Origin of the sequence: Devosia sp. LC5 (assembly GCF_000735585.1) — a bacterium.
Lineage (GTDB): Bacteria > Pseudomonadota > Alphaproteobacteria > Rhizobiales > Devosiaceae > Devosia.
Genome location: NZ_JNNO01000044.1, coordinates 132,877 through 148,995 on the forward strand (window position 1 = coordinate 132,877; position 16,119 = coordinate 148,995).

Here is a 16,119-nt window from a genome sequence, read left to right on the forward strand (position 1 = left end):
AAGGACAAAACAATGTCGACAGAAATCCGCGTACCGACCCTGGGCGAAAGCGTGACCGAGGCCACGATCGGCCAGTGGTTCAAGCAGGTTGGCGACAGCGTTGCCGCCGATGAGCCGCTAGTCGAGCTTGAAACCGACAAGGTGACCATTGAAGTGCCGGCGCCCGCTGCCGGCGTGCTCGAAGCCATTTCCGCCCAGCCGGGCGAGACGGTGGATGTGGGCGCGCTGCTGGGCGCCATCGGTGGGGCCGGGGCGGTTGTTACGCCCAAGCCTGCCGAGGCGCCCAAGGCTGCCGAAGCCAAGGCCGAAGTGCCTGCCGCCAATGCGGCCGGTCCCGAACCGGTCAAGCCCGAGCCTGCTGCCGCTGCCGCGACCAGCATGCCGCCGGCTCCCTCGACGCAGAAGCTGATCAACGAAAAGGGCCTCAATGGCTCGGAGATCGAAGGATCTGGCAAGCGCGGCCAGGTGCTCAAGGAAGACGTGCTGGCGGCCCTTGCCAAGCCTGTTGCCGCTCCTGCGGCCAAGGCTGTCGAAGCCAAGGCACCGGCTGCGCCCCGCGCTCCGGTTGCTGCGGACGATGCCGCCAAGGAAGAGCGGATCAAGATGACCCGCCTGCGCCAGACCATTGCGCGCCGCCTCAAGGATGCGCAGAACACCGCCGCCATGCTCACCACCTTCAACGAGGTGGACATGAAGCCGGTGATGGACCTGCGCAATCAGTACAAGGAGCTGTTCGAGAAGAAGCACGGCGTCAAGCTGGGCTTCATGGGCTTCTTCACCAAGGCGGTGGTGCATGCGCTCAAGGAAATCCCGGCGGTCAATGCCGAGATCGATGGTGATGACCTGATCTACAAGAACTACGCTCACATTGGCGTTGCCGTTGGCACCGACAAGGGTCTGGTCGTGCCGGTGGTGCGCAATGCCGACCAGATGAGCATTGCCGAGATCGAGAAGGAAATTGGCAATCTGGGCAAGAAGGCCCGCGATGGTCAGCTTTCGATGGCGGACATGCAGGGCGGCACCTTCACCATCTCCAATGGTGGCGTCTACGGCTCGCTGATGAGTACACCTATCCTCAATGCCCCCCAGTCTGGTATTCTGGGCATGCACAAGATCCAGGAGCGTCCGGTCGCCGTTGGCGGCCAGGTCGTCATCCGCCCGATGATGTATCTGGCGCTGTCCTATGATCACCGCGTGGTCGATGGCAAGGAAGCCGTCACCTTCCTCGTGCGCGTCAAGGAAAGCCTTGAGGCCCCCGAGCGTCTGGTTCTCGACCTCTAATCGCCTTATTGAAGTGCAGATATGAAGGGTCCGCTCCGGCGGGCCCTTTTTGTTGGCATTATCGTGATCGATGTTGTTCTCGGCGCTAACAGTCCGTTAACGCCAAGGCCTCAGATGACACGGTGTGCTGTTCAGTTTTTTCGGAGTAGATCGCCTGTTGCGCCCCCTGTTTTTCCCGGCCATTTTTTGCTTTGCCGCACTTATCTCCGCCGCGAGGGCGCAGGAGAATGCCGACGCGGAACTGGTCGGCGAGCTGATGGCCTTTCACGGCTCCAGGGCTATTGTTTCGGCCATGACCACCCATTGCTACGAAACCACCGGGCTCGATGGCGCCTACAAAACTGCCAATGATAACTGGTACTTACGCAATGTCGGCTTTCTCGATCTGGCCGATCGCGTGATCACCAAGCTGGGCGGCACCAGTCCCGGCCAGATCGAAGCCGCCGAAACCTATGGCGGCACCCAGATCATGAGCGCCTTCAACCAGGCCGAGGACAAGGAGGCCTTCTGCCGCTCCTTCCTCGAACGCGTGGAGAATGGCGCCCTTGATATCGACAAGCAATTGGCCGGAATTCTCAAGCGCGCTCAAGACATTGCGGCCGATTAGCCCATTCCGGCAAGGGGCAATGCCGAGCACATGCGTTGCCCGGCGGAGCAGGCTGGTGTAACTGCTGTGGCACAATGACTCGGCGGTGCCCGTGATGGACTTTCCCTGGCTTGAATTTGCCGGCCTGATGCTGGCCTTCGGCATCAATGCGGTCATCCCCGGCGCCGATTTCGCCATGGTGCTGCGCCAGTCCATCGCTCATGACCGCCGCGCCGCGCTCTTCACTTCAGCTGGCATTGCCACGTCAATCCTGGTCCATGGCAGCTATACCCTGCTCGGGGTCGGTGTGATCGTCGGGCAGTCGCTGCTTTTGTTCAATATTCTCAAATGGTTGGGCGCGGCCTATCTCGTGTATCTGGCGATCTCGGCATTGCGCAGCCCGCCACCAAAGGCGCCCGAGTCCGGTGATCTGAGCGGCGCCAGGCGCGGGGATCTCGCCGCGTTCGCGCTGGGCTTCTTGACCAATCTGCTCAATCCCAAGGCCGTGCTGTTCTTTCTGGCGCTGTTCACGAGTCTGGTTTCCGTCCGTACCGGCGGCGACGTCAAAGTTATCTACGTGCTGGCGATGAGCATTATGCTTTTTGCCTGGTTCGCATTGGTCTCGATTTTCTTTACGACACCTTCCGTACGGCAAGGCTTTTTCCGGTTCGGCCGGTGGTTTAATCGGGTAACCGGCATTACATTCATCCTGCTGGCTTTTCGCGTGGCGATCGCGCAGCAACACTAGGCACCTCTTTGTAATCGGGGCATCAGAATGGCAGACATCTTCGACCTCACCATCATCGGCTCGGGCCCGGGCGGCTATGTCGCGGCCATCCGCGCAGCGCAGTTGGGGATGAAGGTTGCCGTGGTGGAGAAATGGCCGACCCTGGGCGGCACATGCCTCAATATCGGGTGTATCCCGTCCAAGGCGCTGCTGCATGCCTCCGAATTGTTCGAGGAAGCCGGCCACAGTTTCAAGGCGCTGGGCATAGATATCCCCGCCCCGGTTTTGAACCTGCCGCAGATGATGAACCACCGAATCGAAACCGTTGCCGCCAATGTCGGCGGGGTGGATTATCTGTTTAAAAAGAACAAGATAACCGTGTTCCGCGGCACCGGCACCATCGCTGCGCCGGGCAAGGTTTTGGTGACGCCGCAGTCGGGTTCAGCCCAAACCGTCGAGACCAGGAATATAGTTATCGCCACCGGTTCGGTATCGGCTAACCTGCCGGGTATCGAGGTCGACGAGAAGCAGATCGTCAGCTCCACTGGCGCGCTGACGCTCGACAAGGTGCCGAATAGACTGCTGGTGATTGGCGCCGGCGTGATCGGTCTGGAGCTGGGCTCGGTCTGGGCGCGGCTGGGCGCCAAGGTGACGGTGGTTGAATATCTCGACCGCATCCTGCCGGGCATGGACAGCGAAGTGGCGCGCCAGTTCCAGCGCATGCTGCAAAAGCAGGGCATGGACTTCAAGCTGTCGAGCAAGGTTGCCGGCATCGACAAGCAGGATGACGGTTCGCTCAAGGTGCGGGTCGAACCGGCCAAGGGCGGTGATATGGAAATCCTTGATGCCGACGTGGCTCTCGTGGCCATCGGCCGCAAGCCCTATACCGAAGGGCTGGGGCTGGATATCGTTGGCGTGGCGCTGGACGAGCGCGGCCGGGTCCGGGTCGATGGGCATTACAAGAGCTCGGTCGACGGCATCTATGCCATTGGCGACGTGATTGCCGGGCCGATGCTGGCGCACAAGGCCGAAGACGAGGGCATTGCCGTCGCCGAAATCCTCAGCGGACAGGCCGGCCATGTCAATTACGGCGCCATCCCGGCCGTGGTCTACACCAATCCCGAAATTGCTTCGGTCGGCAAGACCGAAGACGAGCTCAAGGCCGATGGCGTCGAATACAAGATCGGCAAATTTCCCTTTACCGCCAATGGCCGCGCCAAGGCGATGCTGGCGACGCAGGGCTTTGTGAAGATCCTGTCCGACGTCAATACCGACCGGGTGCTGGGCGCCCATATCGTGGGCAAGAATGCCGGCGAGATGATCCACGAACTGGTCGTGCTGATGGAATTTTCTGGCTCTTCCGAAGACCTGGCCCGGAGCACGCATGCTCACCCGACCATGTCGGAAGCCGTGCGCGAAGCGGCCTTGTCGCTGGGCGATGGGGCTATTCACATCTGATTGGCGAAAGCTGGTCGTTGCAGAACCCCGGCATCTACCGGGGTTCTTTTTTGTCCGCTGCGTTCTTCCATACCAGATTGATGCAAGGTAGAAGGGCGGGGTTCGGTTGCGTTTGGAGGATCGCATGAGCACCTACGATAGTCCGGCCGAGGCGATACGATGAGCGATCTGTCGGCTTTTAGCCTTTCGGGCAAGACAATCATGGTGACCGGCGCCAATACCGGCATCGGGCAGGGCATCGCGGTGTCGATCGGGCGAGCCGGTGGCCGGGTGATCGGCGTAGGGCGCTCCTCCATGGCCGAAACGGCGCGGCTGGTGGGCGACGGCTTTGTCGGTGTCGCGGCCGATCTGGGTTCGGCCAAGGCGGCGCAGGCCATGTTCGAGGCGGCTTGGGCCGAGCATGGGCCGATCGACGGGCTGGTCAACAATGCCGGCATCATCAAACGGGTCGACGCGGTGGACTTCACCGAGGAGGACTGGTCCAGTGTGATGGACATCAACCTCAAGACGATGTTCTTCCTCTGCCAATCCTTCGGGCGCAAGGCGCTGGAGCGGGGCCATGGCAGCGTGGTCAATATCGCTTCGATGCTGAGCTTTCAGGGCGGCATACGGGTCGCGAGCTACACCGCCTCCAAGAGCGGCGTGCTGGGCATTACCAGGCTCCTCGCCAATGAATGGGCGGCCAAGGGCATCAATGTCAACGCCATCGCGCCGGGCTATATCGAAACCAATAATACCGAGGCGCTGCGGGCCGATCCCGATCGTTCGGCCTCGATCCTGGGCCGCATTCCGGCGGGGCGTTGGGGCGAGCCGTCCGACATTGGCGATGCGGCGGTATTCCTGCTGTCGCGGGCGTCCAAATATATGCATGGCGCCGTCATCCCGGTGGATGGCGGGTGGCTGGCACGATGAGGAGACAGCGATGAGCAGACAGGCAGTTTTTGCGCAGCCGGGAGCGACGGAATGGACCGAGCTGGCGCCGGGCAATCGGCGCCGCGTGCTGATCCACACGCCTGAGTTGATGCAGGTGGAATTCGGCTTTGAGCAGGGGGCAGTGGGCGCGCTGCATTCGCACCCGCACATCCAGGTAAGCTATGTCGCTGAGGGCCGGTTCGAGGTGACCATTGGCGGCAAGACCGAAGTGGTTGAGCAGGGCGGCAGCTTCATCGTCCCCAGCGGCGTCGAGCACGGTGTGGTGGCGCTGACCGAGGGTCGTCTGATCGACGTCTTCACCCCGATGCGGCAGGATTTTCTCTAGCATCTACCCAATCTCCGCCAGCATCGCTGCATAGGCCGGCTCATGTTTCCCCGCCCAGTTCGCCTTGCCCGGTTCGGTCAGCCGCCCGCGCCGTGGCGGGATGAAGCTATAAATGCCCCGGATCGGGTCTTCGCGCCATTGCAGGTTGAAGGCGGCGTATTTGGGGAAGAATTCCATGTCGGAATAGGGCAGGTGGTCATGTACCCACCAAGCGATGGCCTCCCAATCGCCGGTGCGCTCGTAATAGGAAATGAAGCGGTTGACCACGACGCAGGCGGTGGCGCCCATGCGGCCCTGGGCGTCGCGCCGGTCCCAGATATGGCCGGCAAAGTTGCTGTCATTGCTGCCGCAATTGAGCTTGTTGGCATTGCCAAAGCCATTGACCTCGGGTGAACGATAGGCCGAACGCACCGAGATGCGGCCGAAGCGGGCTTGCAGCGGTTCGAGCAGGGTTTCGCACAGCACCTTGCCGGCGGCGATGGCGAGATCCGGGTCCGAGGGAATGTTCTGAAATCCATTGATGGCGGCGATTTCCGAATAGAGAAAATCGCGCATAAAGAAATTCTCCGACAGGCGGATGCGGCCGAACTCTTCGAGCCCCTTGATGGATTTGGGCTGGCGCATTGCTCTGCCTCCGGGTTGATGCATGGGGCATTGTCTTGAGGTAACGTTGGGACGACAACCCGGTTTCGACGCCAGCAGGACAATCCAATGCTTGAAGCGATGTTCTTTATCGCCATTACCGCCGAGGCGATGACCGCAGCGCTCGCCGCAGGGCGGCGCAAGATGGATTGGTTCGGCGTGTGTCTATTGGCTTGCGTCACTGCGCTGGGTGGCGGCACGACGCGTGACGTGCTGCTGGGACATTACCCGCTCTACTGGGTGCACAATCCCTATGTGCTGCTGCTGGTCTGCGCGGCAGCGCTATTGACCATTGCCATGGCCCGAGTGGTGGACCGGCTGCGGTGGCCCTTCCTGCTGCTCGACGCGCTTGGGTTGGTGGTGTTCACCATTGTGGGGTGCAATGTGGCCATCGAGATGGGGCAGCATCCACTGATCGTCATTGTGGCGGGCATGGTCACCGGGATTGTCGGCGGCATATTGCGCGACGTGCTGTGCAACGACGTACCCCTGGTGTTTTCGAGCGAACTTTACGCGACCGTGTCGATTGTCACCGGCGTGATTTATTATTTCGGTCTCAAGGCGGATTTGCCGGCGGACCTGGTGATGTTGGTGGCGATTGCCGTGGGATTTGCCTTGCGCGTCGTCGCGCTGATCCGGAAATGGGAAATGCCCAAATTCGTCTATGACAAGGATTTGCGATGACGCCGCAGCGGATCGTCTTGTCGCGCCGCGCGGGGTTCGATCTGCAGGCATTGTCGCACGCCTTGAACGGATTGCCGGCGCAATCGGTGGCGCGGCCGGGCCGATGGGGCAATCCGTTCACTATTGACGATGTTGTGGCGGAGCTAGGCGTCGACGGGGCCAAGGCGCAGGCCGAGGCGGTGGCGCGCTATAGCCGCTGGGTGCGCGGGGAATTGGTGATGGAGCGGGCTCCTCCAGCGCTGGAGGAGATTCGCGCGGCGCTGGCGGGGCGGAACCTTGCCTGCTGGTGCAAGGCGGGAACGCCATGCCATGCCGACACGCTGATTGCGCTGGCAAACGCCTGACAAGGCAATTTTTGACGATTATTGCCGATTTCCTATGAAATAGCGCGTCTGGAGCGGCGTGATTTACCACTTGTCAAAGTGTTAAGATCACTGTGAGCCTCCGGCATTGGCCGGTTCGAGGCACTACCATGGACCCATTGGCTCTGTTCCAGCGAACGATGGCATGGTTCACGCCGCAGGAATTGCAGCGCGACCTGCATACGCGCAAACGCGTGCAGATGTTCGTCATCAGCCACATGTTCGGGCCGATTATCGCTACGCCGATCCCGCTGTTTCTGTGGTTCGCCGACCCGGCGCCCATGCCGCATGTGCTGATCCTGGCGGCGTCGATCTACGCATTCTGGCCGTTCCTGGCGCTGCTGAAACTGTTCCCGCGCGCCTATGCACAACTGGCCATGCTCTCGGTGCTGAACCTGACCTTCTGTATCCTGTGGGGCACTTATAATTACGGGGGCACCAGCTCGCCCTTCCTCGTCTGGCTGGTGCTGACGCCGCTTTTGGCCTTCATGTATCTGGGGGCGAGCTGGACGGCGCGCATCTTCGTGTTTTCGCAGTTCACGCTGGGGCTTGGCGCGCTCTATATTTTCTATCTGCTGGGGGATTTCCCGAGCCACATCCCGGTCGAGAACATGGTGGTCGCCGGCGTGCTGTCGGCGCTGGGCTGCAATATCTACGTCTTCATGATGGCGGCCTATTATTCGAGCGTGGTGGATAGCCAGTCCGAACTGATCCGCGAAGTCGAGCGCCACCAGGAAACCCTCAAGGCGCTGACCCTGGCCAAGGACGAGGCCGAGCGGGCCAATGGCGCCAAATCGGAATTCCTCGCCAAGATGAGCCACGAACTGCGCACCCCACTCAATGCGGTGCTCGGCTATTCGGAAATCCTGCTTGAGGACGCCGAACTCGATGGGCGCGGCGAGCAGATTGCCGACCTGCAGAAGATCAGTGCGGCGGGCAAGCACCTGCTGGCCATGGTCAATGACATTCTCGATATCTCCAAGATCGAGGCCGGCAAGATGTCCCTGCATATCGAGACGGTCGATTTGGATCTGCTGATCAACGAGGTTGAATCCACCGCAAGGCCGCTGGCCGCCAAAAATGCCAATAGTTTCGTGGTCGAGCGCCATGGCGAATTGGGCACGATACGGTGCGACGCGACCAAGTTGCGGCAGGCAATTTTCAACCTGCTCTCCAATGCCGCCAAATTCACCCATAATGGCAGCATCACGCTCTCCATCCTGCGCCGCCCCGAGGCGGGGCAGGAATGGATCGAGATTGCCGTGGCAGACACGGGGATCGGCATTTCGGCGCAGCAGCAGAAGGCGCTGTTCAACAATTTTGCGCAGGCCAATCCCAAGATTGCTGCGGTTTATGGCGGTACGGGGCTTGGGCTGTCGCTAAGCCAGAATCTGTGCCGGCTGATGGGCGGGCAGATCGATGTCGAGAGCGAATTGGGCAAAGGCTCGTGCTTTACCATTCGCTTGCCGGCGCAAAGTGAGGAGGCGGCGCACGACCCGCTGGCCAATGTACGCGGGGCGATCGTGCCGCTGCATGGCGAGCAGGTGCAGGATTTCAATGACCGCATTGCGGGCACGGGCAGTAACGAGCGGCAGCGTTTGCTGATCATCGACGACGACCGCAATTTCCTGGAGGTTGCCGAGCGCTTGTTCGCCAAGGAGGGCGTGACACCCATCTGTACCGATGCGCCGCAATCGGCGCTGCAGATTGCCCGCACGGTCAAGCCCTCGGCGATTTTCCTCGATATCCTGATGCCGGGCTTTGATGGCTGGGATGTGCTGGCGGCGCTCAAGGCCGACCCCATCACGCGCGATATTCCGGTGCTGATGATTTCAATCCTGTCCGAGCGCAGCAAGGCGCTGGCGGCGGGGGCCGACGGCATTTTGCTCAAGCCGTTGGATGGCGACAAGGTCCGGACGGCCATTGCCAGCCTCAAGGCGGCGCGCGGGGCGCGTCCGCCTCGGGCGGTCAACGAGTAGGGAGAGCGCTGATGGCACTGGTGTTGATCGTTGAGGACAATCCTATCAATCGCGACGTGCTTGGGCGGCGGCTGGAGCGGCGCGGTTACGCCATCCGCTTTGCCGAGGATGGCCCCAGTGGAATTGCCGCCGCGCTCGAATTGATGCCCGACGTGATCCTGATGGATATGGGGCTGGGCGAAATGGACGGCTGCGAGGCCACGCGCCACATCCGCTCCAACCCGGAAACAGCCGCGCTGCCGATCATTGCGCTGACAGCGAGCGCGTTTGAATCCGATCGTGCCAAGGCGCTGGCCGCCGGCTGCATCGATTTCGACACCAAGCCGGTCGACCTGCCGCGTCTATTGGGCAAGATGCAAGCCGTGCTGGGGCCCAAGACCCCAGCAGCGGCGTATGTCGAGGGGTAGGGGACTACCACCGGCCTCGGTGGCGCTTATCCCCCTCAGCCCTCCCCGCGCGGGGAAGGAGGCAGATCGGGGCCCGCGTTGGAACCGGCTATTCTGCGGGAATGGCGCTGGTTTCTTCCATGGGCTCGCTGACATGGTACGGGGCTTCGTGGCCCAGCCGATATTCCATATCCGCATCCTGCATGGCCTGGGCCAGGATTTCCACGACCTGGTCAATGTCCTCGTGGGTATGGGCGGCCATGACCTGGAAGCGGAAGCGAGCGCCGCCCTGGGGCACGGCCGGGTATTCGACGAGATTGGCGATGCCGCCCATGGCCATCAAATGGCGGGAGGCAAAACGCCCCACGCTTTCCAAACCCAGGCTGACCGGCACGATGGGCGATGGATTGCCTAGTACTTCCAGACCCGCTGCGGTCATTTCCTGGCGCAGATAGAGGATATTGTCCATCAGCTTGTCGCGCAGGGCGCGGCCTTCCTCGGAGCGCACGATATTGAGCGCGGCCAGGATAGTGGCTGCCTGCACCGGCGAGAGGGCATTGGAGAAGGTGTGGGTGGCGCTGTAATATTTGAGATATTCGGCGGTCGCCTTGTCGCGGACGGCAATGAAGCCGCCATTGGAGCCGAAAGTCTTGGAAAAGCTGCCGATAATGATGTCGGCGGCGTCGACCATGTTCTGCAGGCCCAGATGGCCCAGGCCGTCCTCGCCCATCGAGCCCATGTCATGAGCGCAGTCGACCAGCAGGGTAGCATCGTATTGGTCGCAGAGCGCGCGCATGGCGCCCAGATCCGGCGTGTCGGAATGCATGGAGAACAGGCTCTCCGTCACCACCATGATGCCATTTTTCGTATCGGTGGCGCGAATGCGGGAGAGCTTGCGCTCCAGCGCCTGCAGATTGAGGTGGCCGTGATGATGCACGTTCTGCGTTGCGGCCTTGGCGCCTTCCTGCAGGCACGAATGGGCCAGGATATCCATGACCACATGATCATTGGCCCGCACAAAGCCCTGTACTGAGCCATAGCCGGCAGCCCAGCCCGTGGGGTAAAGCACGATTTCGCGGCCGCCGATGAAATCGGACAGAGCGCGCTCGAGCTGGAGCGAGTTGGTGGTGTTGCCCAGCAGAGCCGCGGAGCCGGCGCTATGGACGCCATATTCGTCAATGGCCTCGATGGCCGCCTGCTTTACGGCCGGGTGGGAGGAGAGGCTGAGATAATCCTGGCTGGCGAAATTAATGCCGGAGAACTTCTGCCCGATATCGCTGCGGGCATCGCAGCGGGCCTTGGGAGCCGTTGAGGTCGAACGGGCATAGGGCCACAATTCGTGCTGACGGCGCAGGTTCTGCCACTCGTAAAAACCGGCTACGCGGCTGATGAGGTCCGGTCCGGCGGGGGCGCGAAAATCTCGCAAGCTGCCCTTCAAAGCGGCCTCTGGCGCGGACTTATACTTACTCTCCATGACGCTCTCCTAATCTGACTTACGGGCCTTACTCTGGCGAAACTACGGAGGGCGCTTGAAAAACCTCCGCCACCACCTCTAGTCGAGTGCAGCGCAGCTTTTTAACAATTCTTTAACCTTTGTTTAAAATGCAGTGTTTTGTTAACTTTGCATAGAGGGCGTCGGAGAGAATTTTAGTAAGGTTAACGTGCGTCAAGGTGCCCGCTCACTTGCTTTCCGCAAATGGCGGGGCCTGTTCTTCGCTATTTCGTGAACGGGCGGAATCCGCCTGCTTGGCCGGTTCTAGTCTTCGAGGAGATAGCCGCCGGCGCGCGCGGGCAGTATTTTGCTGCCGACAATCTTGGCGATTGCGGCGCCACGGGCGACATATTTGGCGCTGGCGCGGGACAGCACGAAACCGTCGGTGCCGGCCAGGATGGGTCGGCGAGCTAGGAAGGCCTGCGGTCCGTCCATGGCGATCAGATCGGCGATGGGCTGGCCCTTGGTGACGCGGTCCCCCAAAGCGACGTGATAGGCGAGCAGGCCTGGCGCGTCGGTGCGAAGCACTTCGGTGGCTTCGAATGGAGTGGGTAAGGGCGCCGCTGGCGGAGCCTCGACATCGGCCGCGATCAAGCCGCGACTGGCGAAAAAGCCGAACAGACCTTCGGCATCGACCTTGCCCAGGGCATCGAAACTGTCGGCGCGGCCGCGATATTCGAGCGTCGCGGTCTCGGCGCCATTGGGGATGGGGTAGCCGGGATTGGCGAGACGCGCCTTGCGGTAAAGCGATGGCAGCACTTCATCGAACGATCCGCCGCCGCTATCTTCGGCGGTGAGAGTGGCGGCGGTGCCCATCCAGTCGGCCAGATCCTGCAGGCCCGGCATCAGTTCGGGCGAAGTGAAGATGTGCATCAGGCTATCGTCGTCGCAATGCAGATCGAGCACGATATCGGCGTCATGGGCGGATTTGAGCACGAAGAGGCGCAATTGCTGGGCCGCCGAGCCCGGCGTCTGCGATGCGATCCAGGCGCCGACGGCGGCGCGGATGGTGGCGATATTGGCCTTTGGATCTGTGCCGAGTCTGCCGGCAATGGCGTCGGCGATCAGCGGGTAGAGATCGGGCCAGCGGCGGTTGTAATTGACGCCGGTCTCGACGTCATAGCGACCGATATGGTGGCGTAGCGAGCGATTGGCGAGGCCCAGCGGATTGACCGAGGGGAAGATGATAAAGCGCGCATTGAGCTGGCCCGCCGCATCGGCCTCGGCCAGCATGGGCAGCAGATGGTGCAGCGCCATGGTGCCGGGCTGCTCATCGGCATGGAGCGCGGCTTGCAGATGCACCTTGGCTTGAGCGTCCTCGGGGCCGGCGCTGTACCAATAGAGATTGGCGGAGGTGCCGGGCGTGTCGCCGGAAAAGGAGGTCTCGTGCAGTTGCAAAGTCATGGGCTCAGCGGATCCATTTTGGCTGGAAGCGCATGCGCGGCGGCGCCGGCATGTGTCGCATCAACCTCTGGTAGACCAGCCCGAACAGGAAGAAAACCACTAGCGAGACGGCGAGGAAATAGAGGGCGGCGACCGAAAAATGCAGGAACGCATTGTAGTCACGCTCGAACAATTCCTTGGCAGTGATCATCAGGTCCTTTTGCAGGCCGATGACGGGCAGGGCGAAATAGACGATGGCCGTGGCGTGGAACAGGAAAACCACTTCATTGGTATAGGCGGGCCAGGCGAGCCGGATGAGATTGGGCCAGATCACCTGGCGGAATTGCTGGGCGCGGGACATGCCATAGGCGCGGGCTGCCTCGACCTCACCACGCGGTACCGCGCGCAGGGCGCCATAGAAGATTTCGGCGGTATAGGCCCCGGTATTCAGCGTCAGCACCAGCGGGCCGATGAACAGCGGATGCAGCACAAACCAGGACACGCCCCAGGGCTTCCACAGGCTGACATTGAACGAGAGCGCCAGCGAATAGAACATGAAGAACTGGATGAAGAGCGGGGAGCCGCGAAAGGCATAGACAAAGGCGCGGCTGGGGCGCGACAGCCATGGATTGGACGATGCCTTGCCCAACGCCAGCCCGATCGCCAGCACGAAGCCGATGGGGATCGATGCGGCGGCAAAGTAGATGTTGAATAGCACGGCTGGAGCGAACAGGGCCAGTTCCTGGATAAAGCGCTCCATCATTGCGCCTCGCTCAAGATGCCGCGCCCGGCGCGGCGCATGATGGCGTTGAAGGCTTTTTCGGAGATCAGGGTCACCAGGATATAGAAGACGAAGAGTACGAGGTAATAACGCCAGCGCCAATCCTCATGCACCAGCCCTACTGTGGGCAGGAAGTTGGGGGCGCCAAGCCGGTCGGCCCACAGCACGATATCGGCGATCTGCAGCAGCGAGAGCAGGGACGTCGCCTTGACGATCAGCATCCACACATTGGAGAGACCGGGCAGGGCGTAGACCCACATTTGCCTGATATGAACACGCCACAGAACCTGGGCGGCCGACATGCCATAGGCGCGCGCCGCTTCGAGTTGGCCATGGGGCACCGAGCGCAACGCGCCATGGATCACATTGGTGGCGAATGCGCCATAGACCAGGCCCAGCGAGACGGAGGCCAGGATGAGATATTCGGGTGTGCCGAGAAACCAGTTGGCTTCCTTGCAGGGCGGCCAGGCGGCGGTCTGGACGGCGATAGCCTCGGGTGAGCAGACCTGGGTGGCCACCAGCCATTCGACGGCCTGCTCGAAGGCGAGCGGAAAGAACAGGAAGAACAGCACATCGGGCACGCCGCGCACGATGGAGGAATAGGTGGTGCCGATCAGCCGCAGCGGAAAGAAGCGCGAATTCTTGAGGGTGGCGCCGATCAGCCCGAAGACCACCGCGAGGGTGCCGCCGGCCAGGGCGGCGAAAATGGTGAACTGGAAGCTCGCATACCAGGTGAGATGCTTGCCATTGGTCAGGTAGGAGAACCAGTAGGCGATGTCGTCGGTCATGCTCGGTATGCACCAGCTTGCCTTCTCCCCGTGTGGGAGAAGGTGCCCCGAAGGGGCGGATGAGGGGGCTGCGGTCGTTCAGCAATCGGCATATGCGGGGATAACCCCTCGCCCGTCTCGACCTTTGGTCGACCCACCCTCTCCCGCAAGGGGAGAGGGCAGAACGCGTTGCTTACTCTGCGAAATACGGACCGCGGCCTTCGAACCATTTGGCGATCAGGGTGTCGAGCGTGCCGTCTGCCTTGAGCGCGGTGATGGCGGTATCGAACTTGCCCTTGAGCTCGGCTTCATCCTTGCGCACGCCGGCGCCCACGCCGTCACCGATCAGGATGTCCTCGCCCACAAATTCGAGCGTGCCGCCCGAGGCGGTGACGACGGGTTCGAGATAGGCAGCGTCAGCCAGGATGGTGTCGAGATTGCCGGCGGCAAGGTCGGCCATGGCCTGGTCGGCCGTGCCGAACGAAACGATCGTATTGTTGCCGGCCAGGTTTTCCTGGGCATAGGCGGCCTGGATGGTGCTGCCCTGCACACCGACGCGCTTGCCCTCAAGGGCGGACGGATCGATTGCTTTGCCAGTGGTGGCGACGAATTTGGACGGATCGGGCGGGAAATAGTTCTGGGTGAAGTCAATGGTTTCCAGCCGCTCGTCGGTGATCGACATGCCGGCCATGATCACATCATAATTGCCCGCGAGCAGGTTGGGGATGATGGAATCCCAGTCATTGATGATGAATTCGCAGGTGAGGGCGGCCTTTTCGCAAATGGCATTGCCCAATTCGATTTCAAAGCCGGCGGGCTTGCCGGCGTCATCGAGGAAGTTCCACGGGGCATAGGCGCCCTCAGTGGCGATGCGGATGGTTTCCTGGGCCTGGCTCACTGAGGTCAGCGACAGGATTGCCGCAGCGGCAAGGATAATCTTCTTCATCTTCACGTCTCTCCGTTGAATGTTGTTATGGCGCCGCAATGGGTCAGGCGTGGCTGGCGGCATTGAGGAATTGTCTGAGGCGGGCCGATTTGGTGGCGCCGAATACCTGGTCGGGTGTGCCCTCCTCTTCGATCAGCCCCTGATGCAGAAAGATCACCCGGTCGGAGACGGAGCGCGCAAATTCCATGTCATGGGTTACCAGCACCATGGTGCGGCCCTCATCGGCCAGCAGTTTGATGACGCGCAGCACTTCGACTTCAAGCTCGGGATCGAGCGCGGAAGTGGGTTCATCGAACAGCATGACGCGGGGATTGATGCACAGCGCCCGAGCGATGGCGGCGCGCTGTTGCTGGCCACCTGAAAGCTGGCTGGGATAATTCGAGGCCTTGGCTCCGATTCCGACCTTATCCAGCATGGCCAGCGCTTCGGCTTCGACTTCCGCGCGGGCGCGGCGCTGCACGATCAGCGGCGCCTCCATGACGTTTTCGAGGATCGTCATGTGGGCCCACAGATTGAACGACTGGAACACCATGCCCAGTTCGGAGCGGATGCGGCGGATTTGGTCTTCATTGCCGATATGGCGGCGTTTGCCACTGCCGCGCAGCTCGATTTCCTCGCCATCAATGGCGACGTTGCCCTGGTCGGGCACTTCGAGCATGTTGATGCAGCGCAGGAGCGTGGATTTGCCGGAGCCGGACGAGCCGATCAGCGAGATGACTTCGCCTTCGCGTGCGGTGAAGGATATGCCCTTGAGAACCTCAAGGTCGCCGAAAGACTTGTGCAAGTCGTGAATGGCCACGACCGGCCACTTCGCAGCCCCTGCGGGCTTCGATTGTGCCATGCTCACCTGTTGCCCGCTTGGACGGGTTTCCTGACTGGTGACTGCCTTATTTTGAGGCGGGCAGTCTTGACCGCCTGCAACAAAAGCAGAAGTGGGGCAGATGGCAAGCGAAATGAGCGGGGATGCACAATTGTGCGACTGGCATCAGCGCTTCCCGCTCACGGATGGCAGCACGACATGTTCGAGCGTTCACACCACATTTGCAACTGACGCTCGGCTAATGCCGAAGGTATAGCGGTGGTCCTTGCATGGTCGGCGGGATGTAAAAGGCGGCTGCGCCGGGGCGGAGCCGCCTTTTGGTCCAGCGTATCGATCGCCATGGCTAAACCCGGCGGATCAAGCCGATAACCAGCGAGATGACGAGGAAGGCCAGGAACAGGAAGAACAGAATCTGGGCTATACCGGCCGAGGCGCCGGCAATGCCGCCAAAGCCGAGAACACCCGCAATCAAGGCGATCACGAAGAAGACGAGGGCATAGTAGAGCATGAGAACTCTCCTCTGATTATCTTGTCAAACCAACGTGCGGGCCGGTGAAGCGGTTCCGG

The 16,119-nt window shown here is 61.4% G+C and carries 18 protein-coding genes; 10 read left to right on the forward strand and 8 right to left on the reverse strand.

Annotated elements, in window-relative coordinates; all coding sequences use genetic code 11:
• Positions 1–12: 12 nt before the first annotated feature.
• From odhB to FF80_RS17955, 6 genes are all read left to right on the forward strand, one after another.
• Positions 13–1,281 (forward strand): 2-oxoglutarate dehydrogenase complex dihydrolipoyllysine-residue succinyltransferase, encoded by a 1,269-nt coding sequence (gene odhB / locus FF80_RS17930; RefSeq protein ID WP_035102896.1) that lies wholly within the window; start codon positions 13–15, stop codon positions 1,279–1,281.
• A 157-nt stretch (positions 1,282–1,438) separates the two neighbouring features.
• The gene (locus FF80_RS17935) at positions 1,439–1,888 is read left to right on the forward strand and encodes a hypothetical protein (RefSeq protein ID WP_152558426.1); all 450 of its coding nucleotides are present in this window, start codon (positions 1,439–1,441) and stop codon (positions 1,886–1,888) included.
• Positions 1,889–2,015: 127 nt separating this feature from the next.
• The gene (locus FF80_RS17940) at positions 2,016–2,615 is read left to right on the forward strand and encodes a LysE family transporter (RefSeq protein WP_244445816.1); all 600 of its coding nucleotides are present in this window, start codon (positions 2,016–2,018) and stop codon (positions 2,613–2,615) included.
• A 27-nt stretch (positions 2,616–2,642) separates the two neighbouring features.
• Positions 2,643–4,052: a dihydrolipoyl dehydrogenase gene (gene lpdA / locus FF80_RS17945; RefSeq protein ID WP_035102899.1), complete on the forward strand. Its 1,410-nt coding sequence runs from the start codon at positions 2,643–2,645 to the stop codon at positions 4,050–4,052.
• A gap of 159 nt (positions 4,053–4,211) precedes the next feature.
• Positions 4,212–4,964 carry a 2-dehydro-3-deoxy-D-gluconate 5-dehydrogenase KduD gene (gene kduD, locus FF80_RS17950; RefSeq protein ID WP_035102900.1) on the forward strand — a complete coding sequence of 251 codons (753 nt, stop codon included), beginning with the start codon at positions 4,212–4,214 and terminating at the stop codon, positions 4,962–4,964.
• A gap of 10 nt (positions 4,965–4,974) precedes the next feature.
• The gene (locus FF80_RS17955) at positions 4,975–5,310 is read left to right on the forward strand and encodes a cupin domain-containing protein (RefSeq protein ID WP_035102901.1); all 336 of its coding nucleotides are present in this window, start codon (positions 4,975–4,977) and stop codon (positions 5,308–5,310) included.
• 3 nt (positions 5,311–5,313) lie between these two features.
• Here the strand turns inward: FF80_RS17955 and FF80_RS17960 are convergent, their stop codons facing one another.
• Positions 5,314–5,934 (reverse strand): hypothetical protein, encoded by a 621-nt coding sequence (locus tag FF80_RS17960; RefSeq protein ID WP_035102902.1) that lies wholly within the window; start codon positions 5,932–5,934, stop codon positions 5,314–5,316.
• Between the two features lie 87 nt (positions 5,935–6,021).
• Between FF80_RS17960 and FF80_RS17965 the strand changes: the two genes are divergently transcribed.
• The 4 genes from FF80_RS17965 (at position 6,022) to FF80_RS17980 (ending at position 9,384) form a co-directional block, all read left to right on the forward strand.
• Positions 6,022–6,636 (forward strand): trimeric intracellular cation channel family protein, encoded by a 615-nt coding sequence (locus FF80_RS17965; RefSeq protein ID WP_035102903.1) that lies wholly within the window; start codon positions 6,022–6,024, stop codon positions 6,634–6,636.
• Positions 6,633–6,980 carry a DUF4326 domain-containing protein gene (locus FF80_RS17970; RefSeq protein ID WP_035102905.1) on the forward strand — a complete coding sequence of 116 codons (348 nt, stop codon included), beginning with the start codon at positions 6,633–6,635 and terminating at the stop codon, positions 6,978–6,980. The genes FF80_RS17965 and FF80_RS17970 overlap by 4 nt, the downstream gene beginning before the upstream one ends.
• Positions 6,981–7,108: 128 nt before the next feature.
• The gene (locus tag FF80_RS17975; protein ID WP_081917527.1) at positions 7,109–8,977 is read left to right on the forward strand and encodes an ATP-binding protein; all 1,869 of its coding nucleotides are present in this window, start codon (positions 7,109–7,111) and stop codon (positions 8,975–8,977) included.
• Between the two features lie 11 nt (positions 8,978–8,988).
• Entirely contained in the window at positions 8,989–9,384 is a 396-nt protein-coding gene (locus FF80_RS17980; protein WP_035102908.1) for a response regulator, read from the forward strand.
• Positions 9,385–9,472: 88 nt separating this feature from the next.
• Here the strand turns inward: FF80_RS17980 and FF80_RS17985 are convergent, their stop codons facing one another.
• The 7 genes from FF80_RS17985 to FF80_RS21480 all read right to left on the reverse strand — a co-directional run bounded on the left by FF80_RS17985 (position 9,473) and on the right by FF80_RS21480 (position 16,060).
• Positions 9,473–10,837: an aminotransferase class I/II-fold pyridoxal phosphate-dependent enzyme gene (locus FF80_RS17985; protein WP_081917528.1), complete on the reverse strand. Its 1,365-nt coding sequence runs from the start codon at positions 10,835–10,837 to the stop codon at positions 9,473–9,475.
• Between the two features lie 282 nt (positions 10,838–11,119).
• A complete protein-coding gene (locus FF80_RS17990; RefSeq protein WP_052153730.1) occupies positions 11,120–12,259 on the reverse strand; it encodes a succinylglutamate desuccinylase/aspartoacylase family protein in 1,140 nt (379 codons plus the stop codon).
• A 4-nt stretch (positions 12,260–12,263) separates the two neighbouring features.
• Positions 12,264–13,001: an ABC transporter permease subunit gene (locus FF80_RS17995; protein WP_152558427.1), complete on the reverse strand. Its 738-nt coding sequence runs from the start codon at positions 12,999–13,001 to the stop codon at positions 12,264–12,266.
• Entirely contained in the window at positions 12,998–13,807 is an 810-nt protein-coding gene (locus tag FF80_RS18000; protein ID WP_035102910.1) for an ABC transporter permease subunit, read from the reverse strand. Before FF80_RS18000 ends, FF80_RS17995 begins: the two co-directional genes overlap by 4 nt.
• 172 nt (positions 13,808–13,979) lie before the next feature.
• The gene (locus FF80_RS18005) at positions 13,980–14,732 is read right to left on the reverse strand and encodes a transporter substrate-binding domain-containing protein (protein WP_200877229.1); all 753 of its coding nucleotides are present in this window, start codon (positions 14,730–14,732) and stop codon (positions 13,980–13,982) included.
• A gap of 43 nt (positions 14,733–14,775) precedes the next feature.
• Positions 14,776–15,573: an amino acid ABC transporter ATP-binding protein gene (locus tag FF80_RS18010; protein ID WP_035102913.1), complete on the reverse strand. Its 798-nt coding sequence runs from the start codon at positions 15,571–15,573 to the stop codon at positions 14,776–14,778.
• Between the two features lie 322 nt (positions 15,574–15,895).
• Complete coding sequence (locus FF80_RS21480; protein WP_035102914.1) at positions 15,896–16,060, reverse strand: DUF1328 domain-containing protein; 165 nt, start codon at positions 16,058–16,060, stop codon at positions 15,896–15,898.
• Between the last annotated feature and the right edge of the window lie 59 nt (positions 16,061–16,119).